The sequence below is a fragment of the Pseudonocardia parietis genome, assembly GCF_017876315.1.
In the GTDB taxonomy this organism is placed as follows: Bacteria; Actinomycetota; Actinomycetes; order Mycobacteriales; family Pseudonocardiaceae; genus Pseudonocardia; species Pseudonocardia parietis.
Map to the genome: position 1 here is coordinate 959,796 of NZ_JAGINU010000001.1, position 13,793 is coordinate 973,588.

15 protein-coding genes are annotated in these 13,793 nt (G+C 73.1%); 8 read left to right on the forward strand and 7 right to left on the reverse strand.

Translation table 11 applies throughout. The annotated features are described in order from the left end of the window. Positions 1 to 71: 71 nt before the first annotated feature. The 3 genes from JOF36_RS04660 to aroQ are packed head-to-tail and all read left to right on the forward strand — an operon-like array spanning position 72 to position 2,490. Positions 72 to 1,343 carry a sensor histidine kinase gene (locus JOF36_RS04660; protein ID WP_210025179.1) on the forward strand — a complete coding sequence of 424 codons (1,272 nt, stop codon included), beginning with the start codon at positions 72 to 74 and terminating at the stop codon, positions 1,341 to 1,343. Beyond that, on the forward strand, positions 1,340 to 2,008 hold the full coding sequence (locus tag JOF36_RS04665) for a response regulator transcription factor (protein WP_210025180.1): 669 nt from the start codon (positions 1,340 to 1,342) through the stop codon (positions 2,006 to 2,008). Before JOF36_RS04660 ends, JOF36_RS04665 begins: the two co-directional genes overlap by 4 nt. Positions 2,009 to 2,025: 17 nt before the next feature. Next, a complete protein-coding gene (aroQ, locus tag JOF36_RS04670; RefSeq protein WP_372447363.1) occupies positions 2,026 to 2,490 on the forward strand; it encodes a type II 3-dehydroquinate dehydratase in 465 nt (154 codons plus the stop codon). An 81-nt stretch (positions 2,491 to 2,571) separates the two neighbouring features. Here the strand turns inward: aroQ and JOF36_RS04675 are convergent, their stop codons facing one another. Beyond that, positions 2,572 to 2,979, reverse strand: a complete 408-nt coding sequence (locus tag JOF36_RS04675; RefSeq protein WP_210025181.1) for a VOC family protein — start codon at positions 2,977 to 2,979, stop codon at positions 2,572 to 2,574. Between the two features lie 128 nt (positions 2,980 to 3,107). On the opposite strand from JOF36_RS04675, the gene JOF36_RS04680 reads away from it, so the two are divergent. Together JOF36_RS04680 and JOF36_RS04685 are read left to right on the forward strand one after the other, a co-directional pair. Continuing rightward, positions 3,108 to 4,097 carry a Gfo/Idh/MocA family protein gene (locus JOF36_RS04680; RefSeq protein WP_210025182.1) on the forward strand — a complete coding sequence of 330 codons (990 nt, stop codon included), beginning with the start codon at positions 3,108 to 3,110 and terminating at the stop codon, positions 4,095 to 4,097. Between the two features lie 82 nt (positions 4,098 to 4,179). Beyond that, on the forward strand, positions 4,180 to 5,646 hold the full coding sequence (locus JOF36_RS04685; RefSeq protein WP_210025183.1) for a peptide MFS transporter: 1,467 nt from the start codon (positions 4,180 to 4,182) through the stop codon (positions 5,644 to 5,646). Between the two features lie 76 nt (positions 5,647 to 5,722). Here the strand turns inward: JOF36_RS04685 and JOF36_RS04690 are convergent, their stop codons facing one another. The 3 genes from JOF36_RS04690 to JOF36_RS04700 form a co-directional block, all read right to left on the reverse strand. Further along, positions 5,723 to 6,001 carry a hypothetical protein gene (locus JOF36_RS04690; protein ID WP_210025184.1) on the reverse strand — a complete coding sequence of 93 codons (279 nt, stop codon included), beginning with the start codon at positions 5,999 to 6,001 and terminating at the stop codon, positions 5,723 to 5,725. A 119-nt stretch (positions 6,002 to 6,120) separates the two neighbouring features. Further along, positions 6,121 to 6,555, reverse strand: coding sequence for an anthrone oxygenase family protein (locus JOF36_RS04695; RefSeq protein WP_307862212.1), 435 nt, complete (start codon positions 6,553 to 6,555; stop codon positions 6,121 to 6,123). Beyond that, positions 6,552 to 7,415, reverse strand: a complete 864-nt coding sequence (locus JOF36_RS04700) for an NmrA family NAD(P)-binding protein (RefSeq protein WP_210025185.1) — start codon at positions 7,413 to 7,415, stop codon at positions 6,552 to 6,554. The genes JOF36_RS04695 and JOF36_RS04700 overlap by 4 nt, the downstream gene beginning before the upstream one ends. Before the next feature lie 134 nt (positions 7,416 to 7,549). On the opposite strand from JOF36_RS04700, the gene JOF36_RS04705 reads away from it, so the two are divergent. Continuing rightward, a complete protein-coding gene (locus JOF36_RS04705; RefSeq protein ID WP_210025186.1) occupies positions 7,550 to 8,533 on the forward strand; it encodes an AraC family transcriptional regulator in 984 nt (327 codons plus the stop codon). Positions 8,534 to 8,985: 452 nt separating this feature from the next. Here JOF36_RS04705 and sigJ read toward each other — a convergent pair whose 3' ends face one another. Both sigJ and JOF36_RS04715 read right to left on the reverse strand, forming a co-directional pair. Next, the gene (gene sigJ, locus JOF36_RS04710; protein ID WP_210025187.1) at positions 8,986 to 9,870 is read right to left on the reverse strand and encodes an RNA polymerase sigma factor SigJ; all 885 of its coding nucleotides are present in this window, start codon (positions 9,868 to 9,870) and stop codon (positions 8,986 to 8,988) included. After that, positions 9,867 to 10,433: an FAD-dependent oxidoreductase gene (locus tag JOF36_RS04715; RefSeq protein WP_210025188.1), complete on the reverse strand. Its 567-nt coding sequence runs from the start codon at positions 10,431 to 10,433 to the stop codon at positions 9,867 to 9,869. Before JOF36_RS04715 ends, sigJ begins: the two co-directional genes overlap by 4 nt. Positions 10,434 to 10,542: 109 nt before the next feature. Here JOF36_RS04715 and JOF36_RS04720 point away from each other — a divergent pair, with 109 nt between their 5' ends. Both JOF36_RS04720 and JOF36_RS04725 read left to right on the forward strand, forming a co-directional pair. After that, positions 10,543 to 11,280 (forward strand): SDR family oxidoreductase, encoded by a 738-nt coding sequence (locus JOF36_RS04720; RefSeq protein ID WP_210025189.1) that lies wholly within the window; start codon positions 10,543 to 10,545, stop codon positions 11,278 to 11,280. 78 nt (positions 11,281 to 11,358) lie between these two features. After that, positions 11,359 to 11,898, forward strand: coding sequence for a bifunctional nuclease family protein (locus JOF36_RS04725; RefSeq protein ID WP_210025190.1), 540 nt, complete (start codon positions 11,359 to 11,361; stop codon positions 11,896 to 11,898). Here JOF36_RS04725 and JOF36_RS04730 read toward each other — a convergent pair. Then, on the reverse strand, positions 11,864 to 13,789 hold the full coding sequence (locus JOF36_RS04730; RefSeq protein ID WP_210025191.1) for an ABC transporter ATP-binding protein: 1,926 nt from the start codon (positions 13,787 to 13,789) through the stop codon (positions 11,864 to 11,866). The genes JOF36_RS04725 and JOF36_RS04730 overlap by 35 nt on opposite strands. Positions 13,790 to 13,793: the final 4 nt, after the last annotated feature.

The window sequence follows — 13,793 nt, forward strand, 5'->3', positions numbered from 1 at the left end:
CCCGTGGTGGTACGACGGCCCGCACCGCGCGGAGGACGTCCGCCGTCGGTGCCCCGGTCTACCGTGACGCAGTGCCCACCGATCGCCGTCCCGGCTGGTGGGGCGGGGTCGTGCGGACCCTCGTCCTGCCGGCCGTCGTCGCGCTGCTCACCGCCGGCGGGACGGCGTTCGCCCTGCAGCGCCGCTACTGGGGACCGCCGGGCCCGGCGCTGCCCGAGGCGGTCCCGTTCGACGGCGTCGCGGTCGCCCTGCTCGCGATCGGGCCGCTCGCGCTGGTGTTCCGGCGGGCGAACCGGGTCGTGGCGCTGCTGGTGACGGCGGCCGCCGCCGTCATCTACCTGGGGATCGGCTACCCACCGGGCCCGTCGGGCGGTCTCGCGGTCGCGGTCGCACTCGTCTCCACGGTCGCCGCCGGCCGGCACCACCGCGCGCTCGCGGTGGTCGCGGGTGCCGGGCTCGTGCTGGCCGGCTGGTACCTGCTGACAGGGCGGGATGTGCCGCCGAGCGCCACCGGCCCGGTGCTCGCCTGGCTGGTCGCGTTGTTCGCCGCGGGCCTGCTGTGGCGGGTCCGGCGGGAGCGGATCGAGCAGGCCCGGCGCGCGGTGGAGGAGGAACGGCGGCGCCGTGCCGGCGAGGAACGGCTGCGGATCGCACAGGAGCTGCACGACGTCCTCGGCCACCACGTCTCGCTGATCAACGTGCAGGCCGGGGTGGCGCTGTTCCTGATGGACGACGACCCGGAGCAGGCGCGCACCGCGCTGACCGAGATCAAGCGGGCCAGCCGCGACCTGCTCCGCGAGATGCGCTCCACGCTGGGCGTGCTGCGCGGCGTGGACGAGCAGGCGCCGCGACTGCCGACACCGGGCCTGGACCGCCTCGACGCGCTGCTCGACGAGGCCGGGGCGGCGGGCCTGCCGGTGGAGCGCCGGACGGTGGGCGAGCCGAGGCCGCTCCCGACGGGGGTGGACCTGGCCGCGTACCGGATCGTGCAGGAGTCGTTGACCAACACCCGCCGGCACGCCGGGGCGGCATCCGCCGTCGTCACCCTGCGGTACACCCCGGACGGGCTGGAGCTGACCGTGGACGACGACGGAGCCGGCCCGGCCGGTGACGCCACGGAGGGCACCGGCCTGACCGGCATGCGCGAGCGCGCCCGGTCGACCGGCGGCACCCTGGAAGCGGGCCCCGGCCCGGAGCGGGGGTTCCGGGTGCACGCGCGGCTGCCCACGTCCGTGCCTGGGGAGCCGCCGGACAGCCCGGCCGGCGGTGGTCCGGGTGACGGGACAGCGGAACCGGCCCCGCCGCCTGCGACTGCCCGGGGCGACGGGAGGGTGGACCGGTGATCCGCGTGCTGTTGGCCGACGACCAGGTCCTCGTCCGCTCCGGGTTCCGCGCGCTGCTCGGCTCCCAGCCCGACCTCGAGGTCGTCGCCGAGGCCGCCGACGGGGCGGAGGCGGTCGCCGCGGCCCGCGACCATGCGCCGGACGTCGTGCTCATGGACATCCGGATGCCCGGAACCGACGGCCTCACCGCCACCCGGACGATCACCACCGATCCCGGCCTCGACGGCACCAGGGTGATCGTGCTGACCACCTTCACCGACGACTCGTACGTGTTCGAGGCGATCCGTGGCGGCGCGAGCGGCTTCCTGGTGAAGGACGCCGAGCCGGCCGACCTGATCCACGCCATCCGGGTGGTGCACGGCGGCGAGGCGCTGCTCGCGCCGACCGTCACCCGCACCCTGATCGCCGAGTTCGCGGCCCGCTCCCGTGGGGCTCCGGCCGGCTCGGCCCGGCTGGACGTGCTCACCGAGCGGGAACGCGAGGTGCTCGCCGAGGTGGCCGCGGGTCTGTCCAACGACGAGATCGCCGCTCGCCTGCACATGAGCCCGACCACGGCGAAGACCCACGTCAGCCGCACGATGACCAAGCTCGGCGCGCGCGACCGGGCCCAGCTGGTGGTACTGGCCTACGAGTCCGGCCTGGTCCGGCCGGGCTGGACCGGCTGAATGGAAGGATCGGGTGGGTGACGACCGTCTTCGTGTTCAACGGCCCGAACCTCAACCTGCTCGGCACCCGCAAGCCCGAGGTGTACGGCACCACCGTCCTCGCGGACGTCGAGGCGCAGTGCCGGGAGTCCGCCGCGGCGCACGGCCTCGCTCTGGACTTCCGGCAGACCAACCACGAGGGCACGCTGGTCGACTGGATCCAGGAGGCCGGGGCTGCGGTGAAGCGCGGCGAGGCGCTCGGCCTGGTGCTGAACGCCGCCGCCTACACCCACACCTCGGTCGCGCTGCACGACGCGATCGAGGGCGCGGAACTCCCCACGGTCGAGGTGCACATCTCCAACGTGCACGGCCGGGAGACGTTCCGGCACCACTCGTACGTCTCGCCGGTCGCGGCGGGGATCGTGGTCGGGTTCGGCATCGGCGGCTACGCACTGGCGATCGACGGGCTCGTCCGGAAGTTCCGCCCGCTCCGCTCGGTCTGACGCGTTCCGCGGAACGCGCGACGACACCGGGCCGCCGTGTACCCCTCGTACACGGCAGCCCGGGAAGCCTGCTCGGGACGCTCAGCCCTCGATCGCGGACGGGTCCATCCAGACGAACTCCCAGCGGTGACCGTCCGGGTCGTCGACGCTGCGGCCGTACATGAAGCCGTGGTCCTGGGTGTCGCCGCCCTGGCTGCCACCCGCGGTCAGGCCGGCGTCGGCGATCCGGTCCACCTCCTCGCGGGTCTCCACACCCAGGGCGTTGATCACCTCGCGGGCGGTGGCCGCCTCGGCGGTGCCGGACTGCTTGGTGAACTCGGTGAACCGCTTCTCGGTCATGATCATCGCGACGATCGCGTCGCTGATCACGAACGACGCGGTCTGCTCGTCGGAGAACTGCTCGTTGAGAGTGAAACCGAGGCTCGAGTAGAAGGCCTTCGAGGTGTCCAGGTCGGCGACCGGCAGGTTCACGAAGATCATGTTCGGCATCGCGGACTCCTGAGGTGGTGTGGTGGCGCCGGGTGTCCGGTGCCGTTCGAGAGGAGAGACCGCGGGCATCCGCCGAACTCATCGCCCACCCGGGAAAGTCGCCCCGGCGTCGGGCAGGATCACCGGCCATGACCGTGAAGTGGGGAGTCATCGGACCGGGCCGGATCGCCGACAGCGTCGTGCCGGACTTCGCGCACGTCCCGGGCGCCGAACCGGTCGCCGTCGCGTCCCGGTCCGCCGAGCGCGGCGAGGCCTTCGCCCGCAGGCACGGAATCGGACGGGTGCACACCGGCTACCGCGCGATCATCGAGGACCCGGACGTCGACGTCCTCTACATCGCCACCCCGCACCCGCAGCACCGCGCGATCTCGCTGGCCGCCCTGGACGCCGGCAAGGCGATCATGGTGGAGAAGGCGTTCACGGTCAGCTCGGTGGCCACCCGGGAGATCGCCACGGTCGCGCGCAACCGCGGCGTCTTCGCGATGGAGGCCATGTGGACGCGGTTCTTCCCGGCGATCATCCGGCTCCGCGAGCTGGTCGCCGAGGGCGCGATCGGTGAGGTCCGCTCGGTGCAGGCCGACCTCGGCGTCCGCAACCGGACGCCCGTCGAGGACCGCTTCTACTCCGCGGAGCTGGGCGGTGGCGCGTTGTTCGATCTCGGTGTCTACGTGGTCTCGTTCGCCCAGATGCTGCTGGGCAGCCCGTCGGTGATCTCCGCGACGGGCGCGCTCACGCCGTCCGGTGTCGACATCGAGGAGTCGATCCTGCTCGGCTGGCCGGGCGGTCGCAGCGCGGCACTGCAGGTCAGCCTGCAGTGCGCGATGCCCGGCTCGGCCCGCGTGATCGGCACCGAGGGCTGGATCGAGGTGCCCCCGCGCTTCCACCACCCGGACCGGATCGTCGTGCACCGGTACGGCGCCGACCCCGAGGAGATCGTGCTGCCGGGCACCGGGCGCGGCTACGCCCACGAGATCGACGAGGTCACCCGCCGGGTCGCCGCGGGGGAGACGGAGAGCCCGGTGATGCCGCTGGCCGACACCGTCGCGGTGCAGGACATCATGGCCGCGGTCGCCGACCGGATCGGGATGGTGCCCGAGGAGGGCCCGGCCGTGCTCTGAGTCGCGCAGCCGGTTGTTGCTGTGACGCAACAATCGGCAGCAAGAGGTTTACGTCGCGCAAACGGCGGTGTAGACCAGCCCGGTGACCGACCTCACGACACCATCAGAAGGCCGGGAGAAGACCTTTCTCGGCCACCCCACCCAGCTCGGAACGCTGTTCGGCGTCGAGATGTGGGAGCGATTCTCCTTCTACGGCATGCAGGCGATCCTGCTGCTGTACATGTACACCACCGTCACCGAAGGCGGCCTCGGCTACGACCAGGGTGTCGCCGCAGGCGTCGTCGGCGCCTACGGCGGCACCGTCTACCTCTCCACGATCCTCACCGCCTGGGCGGGTGACCGGCTGTTCGGCCCGGAACGGGTGCTGTTCGGCAGCGCGATCTCGGTCATGGCCGGGCACATCTCGCTGGCGCTGCTTCCCGGCAGCACCGGGCTCGCCATCGGTCTGGTGCTGGTCGCGCTGGGCAGCGGCGGCATCAAGGCGAACGCGTCGACCATCATCGCGATGCTCTACGGCGAGGGCGACGACCGCCGCGATGCCGGATTCTCGATCTTCTACCTGGGTGTGAACATCGGCGCCCTGGTCGGCCAGATCCTCACCCCGGTCCTGCAGGAGACTGCCGGGTTCCACTGGGGCTTCGGCCTGGCCGCCGTCGGCATGGCGGCCGGTCTGACCCAGTACTCGTTCTTCCGGAAGAACCTCCCGCCGGAGGGCAGGATCGTCCCCAACCCGCTGCCGCGGGCGCAGAAGGTGCGTGCCGGGGTGATCGGCGCCGTCGTTCTCGTCGTGGTGCTGATCCTGGTCTTCACCGATGTGATCAACGCCGGGCGGCTCGACCTGATCGTCACCGCGATCGTCGCCGTCGCCACCGTCGCCTACTTCACGCTGATGCTGACCAGTCCGAAGGTGGACCGGATCGAGCGCCGCCGGGTCCTCGCGTTCCTGCCGATGTGGGTCGCCAGCGCGGTCTTCTGGGCGATCTTCCAGCAGATCTTCACCGTCCTGCTGATCTACGCCGACGAGCGGACGAACCGGAACGTGTTCGGCCTGTTCGAGATCCCGGCCGGCTCGGTACAGGCGATCGAGCCGCTGTTCGTGGTGCTGCTGGCGGGCGTCTTCGCCACGGTGTGGACCAAGCTGGGGCCGCGCCAGCCGTCGTCGCCGCTGAAGATGGCCATCGGCACGATCATCATCGGCGCCGGTTTCCTGCTGTTCGTGCCGCTGGCCGGCACCGGCGCGAACGGCACCCCGCTGCTCGCGCTGGCCGGCATCCTGCTGATCTTCTGCATCGGCGAGCTGTTCACCTCGCCGGTCGGGCAGTCGCTGTCCACGAAGCTCGCCCCGAATGCGTTCCGCACCCAGATGGTGGCGCTGTTCTACCTGTCGGTGGCGATGGGCACGGTGCTCGCCGGCGTGCTCGCCGAGTTCTACAGCGCCGACAACGAGGTGGCGTACTTCGGCATCACCGGTATCGCGGCGATCGTCGTGGGCCTGGTCGTCGTGGCGATCGTGCCGAAGCTGAAGGTACTGATGGAAGGCGTTCGCTGACCATTGTCGAACACGAGTTCGAGCTGTCCCCAGCCGCATCCACACCTGTGGACAACTCGAGCTCCCTGTGGGCGGACTACCGGCGACGGGTGCGGCGGACCGTGGGCCGGTCCATCCCGTCGCCGGTCATCTCCCGGGCGATCCGCACGACGTGCGCGCGGACGTCCGGGGGCTGGTCGGCGATCCGCATCGCCAGCAGTTCCAGGATCGAGGCCAGTCCGAACGCCATCTCGGGGCGCGACAGACCGGCGTAGTGCGCCTGGACGGCCTCGTGGCGTAGCCGGGACGCGGCGGCCAGCACCGTCTCGCGGTCGGCACGCAGTGCGGACAACCGGCGTCGTTCGTGTGTGTTCATGCTCCCCCGGGGTCGGGCGGTCGGTGCGGTCCGCCCGGGGGAGCGGGCGCGGGACCAGCGTGCCTCCCGCGCCCCTCCGGGGCCAGCCGTGTCCCCGAGATGTCGCACACACGTTCGACTCAGGGGATGAGCAGGACCACGGTGAGTGCCGAGGTCGCCGCCCGGACGTGGTTCGCGACCGTCCACCGCCGCGCGAGCGGGCCCCACTCCCCGCCGCGGTCGACCGCGGTGTTGATCGGGATGTTCACCGACGGCGTCACCACGAAACCGGCCAGTCCGGCCAGTGCCCCGGCGATCCGGAGCGGGTCCCGGGCGAGCACGGCGGTGACCAGCAGCGCGGCGCAGGCCAGGGCGGTGCCGCCGAACAGCAGCCCGAACACCGGGTTCAGGATCGCCCGGTTCACCTCCCGCATCGTCGCGGTCGCCTCGCCGGGCGGGCGCCGCCGCAGCCCGGGCAGCACCGCAACCGAGAACGCCAGGTAGATACCGCCGAGCAGGCCGGACCCGGTGACGACGACGCCGTCGAGGACCGCGCCGAGGAGCGCGGCGATCACGACGCGACCCCCGCGGCCCACTCCTGGACGGTCAGGACACCGGTGACGTCCCCGCGCGGGCCGTGCGCCCGTACCCGGCCGGCGTTGAACGCCCGGTTCATCGCGACGTGCAGCCGCGCGACGTCGGCCGACAGGCCCGCCTCCTGCAGCAGCTCCTCCATCTCGGTGTCCGGCACCCGGACGTAGGTCGCGCCGGGTACGCCCAGTGCGGGCCCGAGCGCCGCGACGACCTCGGGCACCGTCCGGTCCGCTGCGCCCTGCACCTCGACGACGCCCGGCGCGGACGACGCCAGCAGGGCGGCGGCCGCGGCCCTGCCGACGTCCCGGGTGGCCACCATCGGCAGTGCGACCTCCGGGTCGATCGAGTCGGCGTGCACGCCGTGGGTGCGCACAGCCTCGGCCGAGTGCAGGAACGACTCGAGGAACAGTCCCGGCCGGACGACGGTGACGCGGGCGTCGAGCGTCGCGAGCCGCCCCTCCTGTTCGTGCAGGCTGCCGAGGTAGCCGGTCGCGGACAGGTCCGGACCACCCGGCACCTCGGCGCCGAGCGAGCTCAGCGCGACCACCCGCGGCACCCCGGCGTCGTGCAGCGCCGCGACGACCGAGCTCCCGAGCCGGGCCTGATGGGACGCGTGGTCGGGGGCCGTGACGTCGAACGGCAGTAGGACGAACGCGGCGTCCGCGCCGTCGAACGCCCGGCGCAGGAACGCCGGGTCGCCCATGTCGCCGGGCCAGGGCTCGCTGCCCGCAGCCGCCCGGTCGACGGTCCGGGCGACCGCACGGACCCGCACCCCGGCCGCGAGCAGGTCGCGGACGACCTGCGAACCCACGTTCCCGGTCGCTCCCAGAACAGTGATCATGACGTGCTCCTTCGGTCGATGTGCGTCCATCCTGTGCCGACGGGACAGGACGCAGAAGCACCATCGATCCGGTTCTGTTGCTCGATCGTCCACAACTGGGGATGGACTGTGGACGCCGATGTCATGCTGTCCTCATGCCCGCCGCCCCGCCGTTCCCGGTCGCCGACCCGCTCGGCGAGGCGCTGCACGTACTGCGGATGGACGGCGTCTTCTACTGCCGTTCCGAGCTCACCGAGCCGTGGGGGATGACGCTGCCCGCGACACCGGGCTGCCTCTGGTTCCACGTCGTCACCTCCGGCGGGTGCCGGCTGACCGCGGACGGCGCGGACCACGTGCTCCGGCCCGGCGAGCTCGTCCTCGTGCCGCACGGCGCCGGGCACGTGCTGCGCAGCGCGCCGGGCGTGCTCGCGCCGGACATCCGGTCGATCCCGCACCCGGTGCTCGGCGGCCGTTTCGCGCTGCTCCGGCACGGCGGCGACGGCCCGGCGACCCGGATGGTGTGCGGCGCCGTCCGGTTCGGGCATCCCGCGGCCCGCGATCTCGTCGACCGGCTGCCGGGGCTGGTCCGGGTCGAGTCCTCGCCGCGCGGTGACCGTGTCCAGGACACCCTCCGGCTGATCGCCGCCGAGGTCGAGGACGGTGGTCCCGGCAGCGACGCGGTGATCACCCGGCTGGCCGACGTGCTGGTCATCCAGGCCGTCCGCGGCCGGCTGGAGGCCGACGACGGAGCCCGCACCGGCTGGCTCGGGGCGCTGGCCGACGAGCGGATCGGCCACGCGCTCGCCGCGGTGCACCGTGCTCCGGAGCGCGACTGGACGGTCGCGACCCTCGCGGCGACGGCGGCGATGTCCCGGTCGGCCTTCGCGGCGCGGTTCACCGAGCTCGTCGGCGAGCCCGCGATGACCTACGTGACGCGGTGGCGGATGAACACCGCCGTCGACGTCCTGTCAGGGGGTGATGCGACAGTGGCCGAGGTCGCGCGCCGGTTCGGCTACCGGTCCGAGGCGGCGTTCGCGCGGGCCTTCGCTCGGGTCGTCGGTGAGCCCGCCGGACGGGTGCGCCGGCGGGCCGCGGCGCGTGGTCCCGCCGGGCTCGAGGTGTTCGCGGAGCCGGTCTGACGGCACTCCGGGGGTGTCGTACGCATGTTCGACGCAGGGGTGCTACGCTGCAACGACGCGACAGAGAAGGGACTCGATCCGCTCGTATCGAGCAGTATTACGACGAGCGTAGACAGGCGTATGCGACCTCATCGGGCGTGCTCGATGACGAGATATCGACGTGTCTCGGTGGATGGCTAGAAAGCGGTAGACGCGGCGATCGGGCGCCGTCGATGCCGGAGTATCGGGCTGTATCGGACATGGCCGATACTTCGTTAGACGCTGGCATCGACCAGCGTCGACCTTAGTATGCCGCCGTCTAGTGCTGCCCCGAGACAGTCCGATGCGCCGCGATCGGCTGCGCCCGCTCCGCTCTCTCGACCGAGATGAGGGGTACGCCAGGGCTGTCGCGGAGGCCGTCGGGAGCCCTGGTGTACCCCTCGTGGTGCGATCCGGGGCGCGCGGTGCCCGGGCTACAGGTGGGCGAGCTTGTCCGGGTTCCGCACGGTGTAGACGGCGGTGACCAGGTCCGTGCCCTCGACGTCGGACACCTCCAGCAGGACCGCCGTGTGGACGATGCCGTCCTCGCGCAGCAGGACCGCCGGCATCTCGTTGAGCACCCCGAACTCCGGCCCGGCGGCCGGCAGCGGCCGGCGGGTGAGCCCGACGAGCAACCGGGCGACCTTCTCCCGCCCGTGAATCGGGCGGAGGGCCGCCGAGGCCTTCCCGCCGCCGTCGGAGAGCTGGACCGCCTCCGGCGCCAGCATGGCCGTCACGGCGTCGAGGTCGCCGCCGAGCGTCGCGTCCACGAACGCCTCCGCGACCCGGCGCGCCCGGTCCGGCGGGACGGTGAACCGCGGCCGCCGGGCGCTGACGTGCTCGCGGGCCCGGTGGGCGATCTGCCGGACGGTGGCGACCGGCCGGGCGAGGGTCGCGGCGATCTCGTCGTAGCCGAGGTCGAAGGCCTCCCGCAGCACGAACACCGCCCGCTCGTCGGGGGACAGGGTCTCCAGCACCAGCAGCATCGCGACCGTCACGTCGTCGGTGCGCAGTGCCCGGTCGGCCGCGTCATCCCCGGCCGGTAGCGGCTCGGGCAGCCACTGCCCCGGGTAGGTCTCCCTGGTCCGGGCGGTGCTCCGGAGCCGGTTCAGCGCCTGCCGGGTGACGATCCGGGCCAGATACGCGCGCGGGTTGGCCACCTCGGCGTGGTCCACGGCGGACCACCGCAGCCAGCTGTCCTGCAGGACGTCCTCGACGTCGGCCACGCTGCCGAGCAGCTCGTAGGCCAGCCGGAACAGCAGCCCGCGGTGCCGGTCGAACTCGGCGAGCGGGCCGTCGTCCGGGGCCGGGGCGGTCATGCCGCGCGCCCCCGCACCGCGCGCAGCGTGTACCGGCAGACCTGCTCCTTGACCAGTGCGCCGGCCCGCCCGCCCACCGTGAGCCGGCGTGGCCGGTCGCGGGAGTCGACGAGCTGCACGACCGCGTCCCCGGCGCCGACGATCAGCCCGCCGACGACGGTGACGGCCCGGCCGTCCGGCAGCGCCGCGACGGCGTCGTGCAGCCGGGTCGCGCCCTCCAGGGTGTCCACCCGGTGACCGTCGCCCGGCGCCGGTCCACCCCCGCTGCCGACCGCGTACACCAGGCGATCGAACCGCAGGAGGTCTCCGCCGTCCAGGGTCACCGCACCGTCCCCGATCGCGGTGACCCGCGCCCGCCTCGTCCGCACCCGTGGATCGAGCACCCGGCGCAGCGGCACGGTCGCCGCGCCGCTGCCGGCGGCGAGACGGTGCAACCGGATCCGCTCGACGAACTCGTCGCGCGGGTCCAGCACCGTCACCTCGCCGGCCCGCGCGGCCGCGATCCGGTTCGCCGCCGTCACACCCGCGTAGCCCGCGCCGATCACCAGCACCGTCGTGGTCATGACCTGCTCCTTCACCGTCGTCCGTCGGCCGCCATGGGGACACCGGGCGCGACACCGGACGTGACAGGGTGTGGCACACGTCACGCAGCGGGCGTGCCAGGGTGGCCGCATGAGTGGCGTGGCGGTGGTGACCGGGGCGGGATCGGGCATCGGCGAGGCGGTGACCCGCGCACTGCTCGACGACGGCTGGCAGGTCGCGCTGGCCGGGCGGCGGGTGGACCGGCTCGACGCCGTCGCGGGCGGGCGTGCCGGCACCCTGACGGTGGCCACCGACGTCGCCGATCCGGAGTCGGTCGCGGCGCTGTTCGCCGCGGTACGGAAGCGCTGGGGGCGGGTCGACCTCCTGGTCAACAACGCCGGCACGTTCGGGCCCGGCGGGACCGTCGACGAGATCACCGTCGAGGACTGGACGGACACCGTCGCGGTCAACCTGACCGGGTCGTTCCTCTGTGCGCGAGCGGCATTCGCCGCGATGCGGGCCCAGGACCCGCAGGGCGGCCGGATCATCAACAACGGGTCGATCTCGGCGCACGTGCCGCGGCCGGGCAGCGCCGCGTACACCGCGACCAAGCACGCGGTCACCGGGCTCACCAGGTCGCTGTCGCTCGACGGCCGGGAGTTCGGCATCGCCTGCGGACAGATCGACATCGGCAACGCGGCCACCGACATGACCGCGGGTGTGGCGGCCGGGGCGAAGCAGGCCGACGGTTCGGTGCAGCCGGAGGCGACGTTCGACGCGGCGCACGTGGGACAGGCCGTCCGCTACATGGCGGCGCTGCCGCTGGAGGCGAACGTGCAGTTCCTGACGATCGCGGCGACGACGATGCCGTGGCTGGCCCGCGGTTGAGTGCCGTCTCGTTGTGAGACGCGCTCATCGCCCCGGGATGCCACAATGACGTGAGCCACATCACCGGGAGGGGCGCGGATGACCCGGACGATGCATGTTCTGCGACTGATCGTGCACGCCCGCTCACGGCAGCCGGTACTGCTGCTCGGCGAGGCGGGCGGGCAACGGTGTGTCCCGGTGTTCCTGCGGCCCCCACAGGCCGAGGTGATCGCCGCGGGCCGGCGGGACGACTCCAGTACCGCCCTCACCCAGGACGTCCTGCTCCCGGTGGCGGCGGCGCTCGGCCACACCCTGGACTCGGTGGAGATCAGCGACCTCACCGACGGCGTCTACACCGCCGAGCTGGTGTTCGACGACGGCACCCGGCTCGCCGTGAAACCGTCGGACGCGCTGGCCATAGCGGTCCGGGAGGGCCTGTCGATCGGCATGGCCGAGCACGTGCTCGACGAGGTCGGCCAGCCGATCGAGGACGTCCTGCCGTCGGACTCGGCCGACGAGAGCGGGATCACCGCCCAGGCCCGCGCGGCGACCGGCGGCACGGCCGCGGAACCGCCGGAGGAGCAGCTCCAGCAGTTCCGCGAGTTCATCGACGAAGTATCCCCGGACGACTTCCGGTAGCGCCCGAGAGCTCGTCGCTGCCGGGGCGGTGATCGCCGTTCGTCGGCGCGCCCGCGTGGACCAGCTCGGCGTAGCGGCCGTCCCGGGCCAGCAGCGCGACGTGGTCGCCGCGCTCGACGATCCGTCCCCGCTCCAGCACGAGGATCTCGTCGGCGTCCCGGACGGTGGACAGCCGGTGCGCGATCACGATCGCCGTCCGGCCCTCGAGCGCCTCGGCCAGTGCTGCCTGCACCGCGGCCTCGGACGTGGAGTCCAGGCTGGCGGTGGCCTCGTCCAGCACGACGACCCGCGGGCGGGCCAGCAGCACCCGGGCGATCGTCAGCCGCTGCCGCTCGCCGCCGGAGAGCCGGTAGCCGCGCTCCCCGACGACGGTCTCCAGCCCGTCCTGCAGCGAGGCGACCAGCTCACCGAGCCGGGCCCGGCGCAACGCGTCCCACAGCTCGGTGTCGGTGGCGTCCGGCGCCCCGATCCGCAGGTTCGCCGCGACCGTGTCGTGCAGCAGGTGCCCGTCCTGGGTCACGAACCCGACCGTGCGGTGCACCGACTCCCCGGTCAGCTCCCGCACGTCGGCGCCACCGATCCGGACGGCCCCGGAGCCGGCGTCGTAGAGCCGCGCGACCAGCTGCGCGACCGTCGACTTGCCGGCGCCCGAGGACCCGACCAGCGCGACCATCTGCCCGGGCGCCACGGCGAACGACACGTCGTGCAGCACCTGTTCGCCACCGCGGGTGTCCAGCGTCGCGACCTCCTCCAGCGACGCGAGGGACACCTGGTCGGCGGTCGGGTAGGCGAACGAGACGCGGTCGAACTCGACGCCGACCGGCCCGTCCGGAACCGGCCGGGCATCCGCCGCGTCGGAGATCATCGGCTCCAGGTCGAGCACCTCGAAGACCCGCTCGAAGCTGACCAGCACCGTCATGATCTCCATCCGGGCCCCGGCCAGCGCGGTCAGTGGCTGGTACAGCCGGGTCAGCAGCATCGCCAGCGACACGACGTCACCGGCGGACAGTGCCCCGGCCAGCGCGAACCCACCGCCGACGCCGTAGACCAGGGCCACCGCCAGCGACGAGGCCAGCGTCAGCGCGGTGACGAAGACCCACTGCAGCATCGCCGAGCGGACCCCGATCGCGCGCACCCGGTCCGCACGCTCGGCGAACTCGCCGGACTCCTGCTCCGGCCGCCCGAACAGCTTGATCAGCGTGGCGCCGGGTGCGGAGAACCGCTCGGTCATCCGGGTGCTCATCGCCGCGTTGTGGTCGGCGGCCTCGCGCTCCAGCGCGGCCAGCCGCCGGCCCATCAGCCGGGCCGGGACGAGGAACACGGGCAGCAGCAGCGCCGCCAGCACCGTCACCGGCCACGAGATCGCCAGCATCACGCCGAGCGTGAGCAGCAGGGTGACCAGGTTGGACACCACGCCGGCGAGGGTGTCGGAGAACGCCCGCTGGGCGCCGAGGACGTCGGAGTTCAGCCGGGACACCAGCGCCCCGGTCCGGGTACGGGTGAAGAACGCGACCGGCATCCGCTGCACGTGGTCGAACACCGTGGTCCGGAGCTGCTGGATCAGGCTCTCGCCCAGGTTCGCCGACAGCCATCGGCTGACCAGGCCCAGTCCCGCCTCGACGATCGCCGCGACCGCGATCAGCCCGGCGACGACCGCGAGCGCCGACACCGGCGCCCCCGAGGTGATCGCGTCGGTCGCCCGCCCGGCGAGCACCGGTGTGACGACGGTGAGGACCGCGCCCGCCGTGCTCGCGGCGAGGAACCACGCCATCCGTCTACGGTGTGGCCGGGCGAGCCGAAGTATCCGCTTCGTCGTCGCCCCGGCAGGTCGGTTCCGCCGGCCCGGCTCGGCGCCGGCGGTGTGCAGGGCCCGGTAGATGCTCGCGTCCATGTGC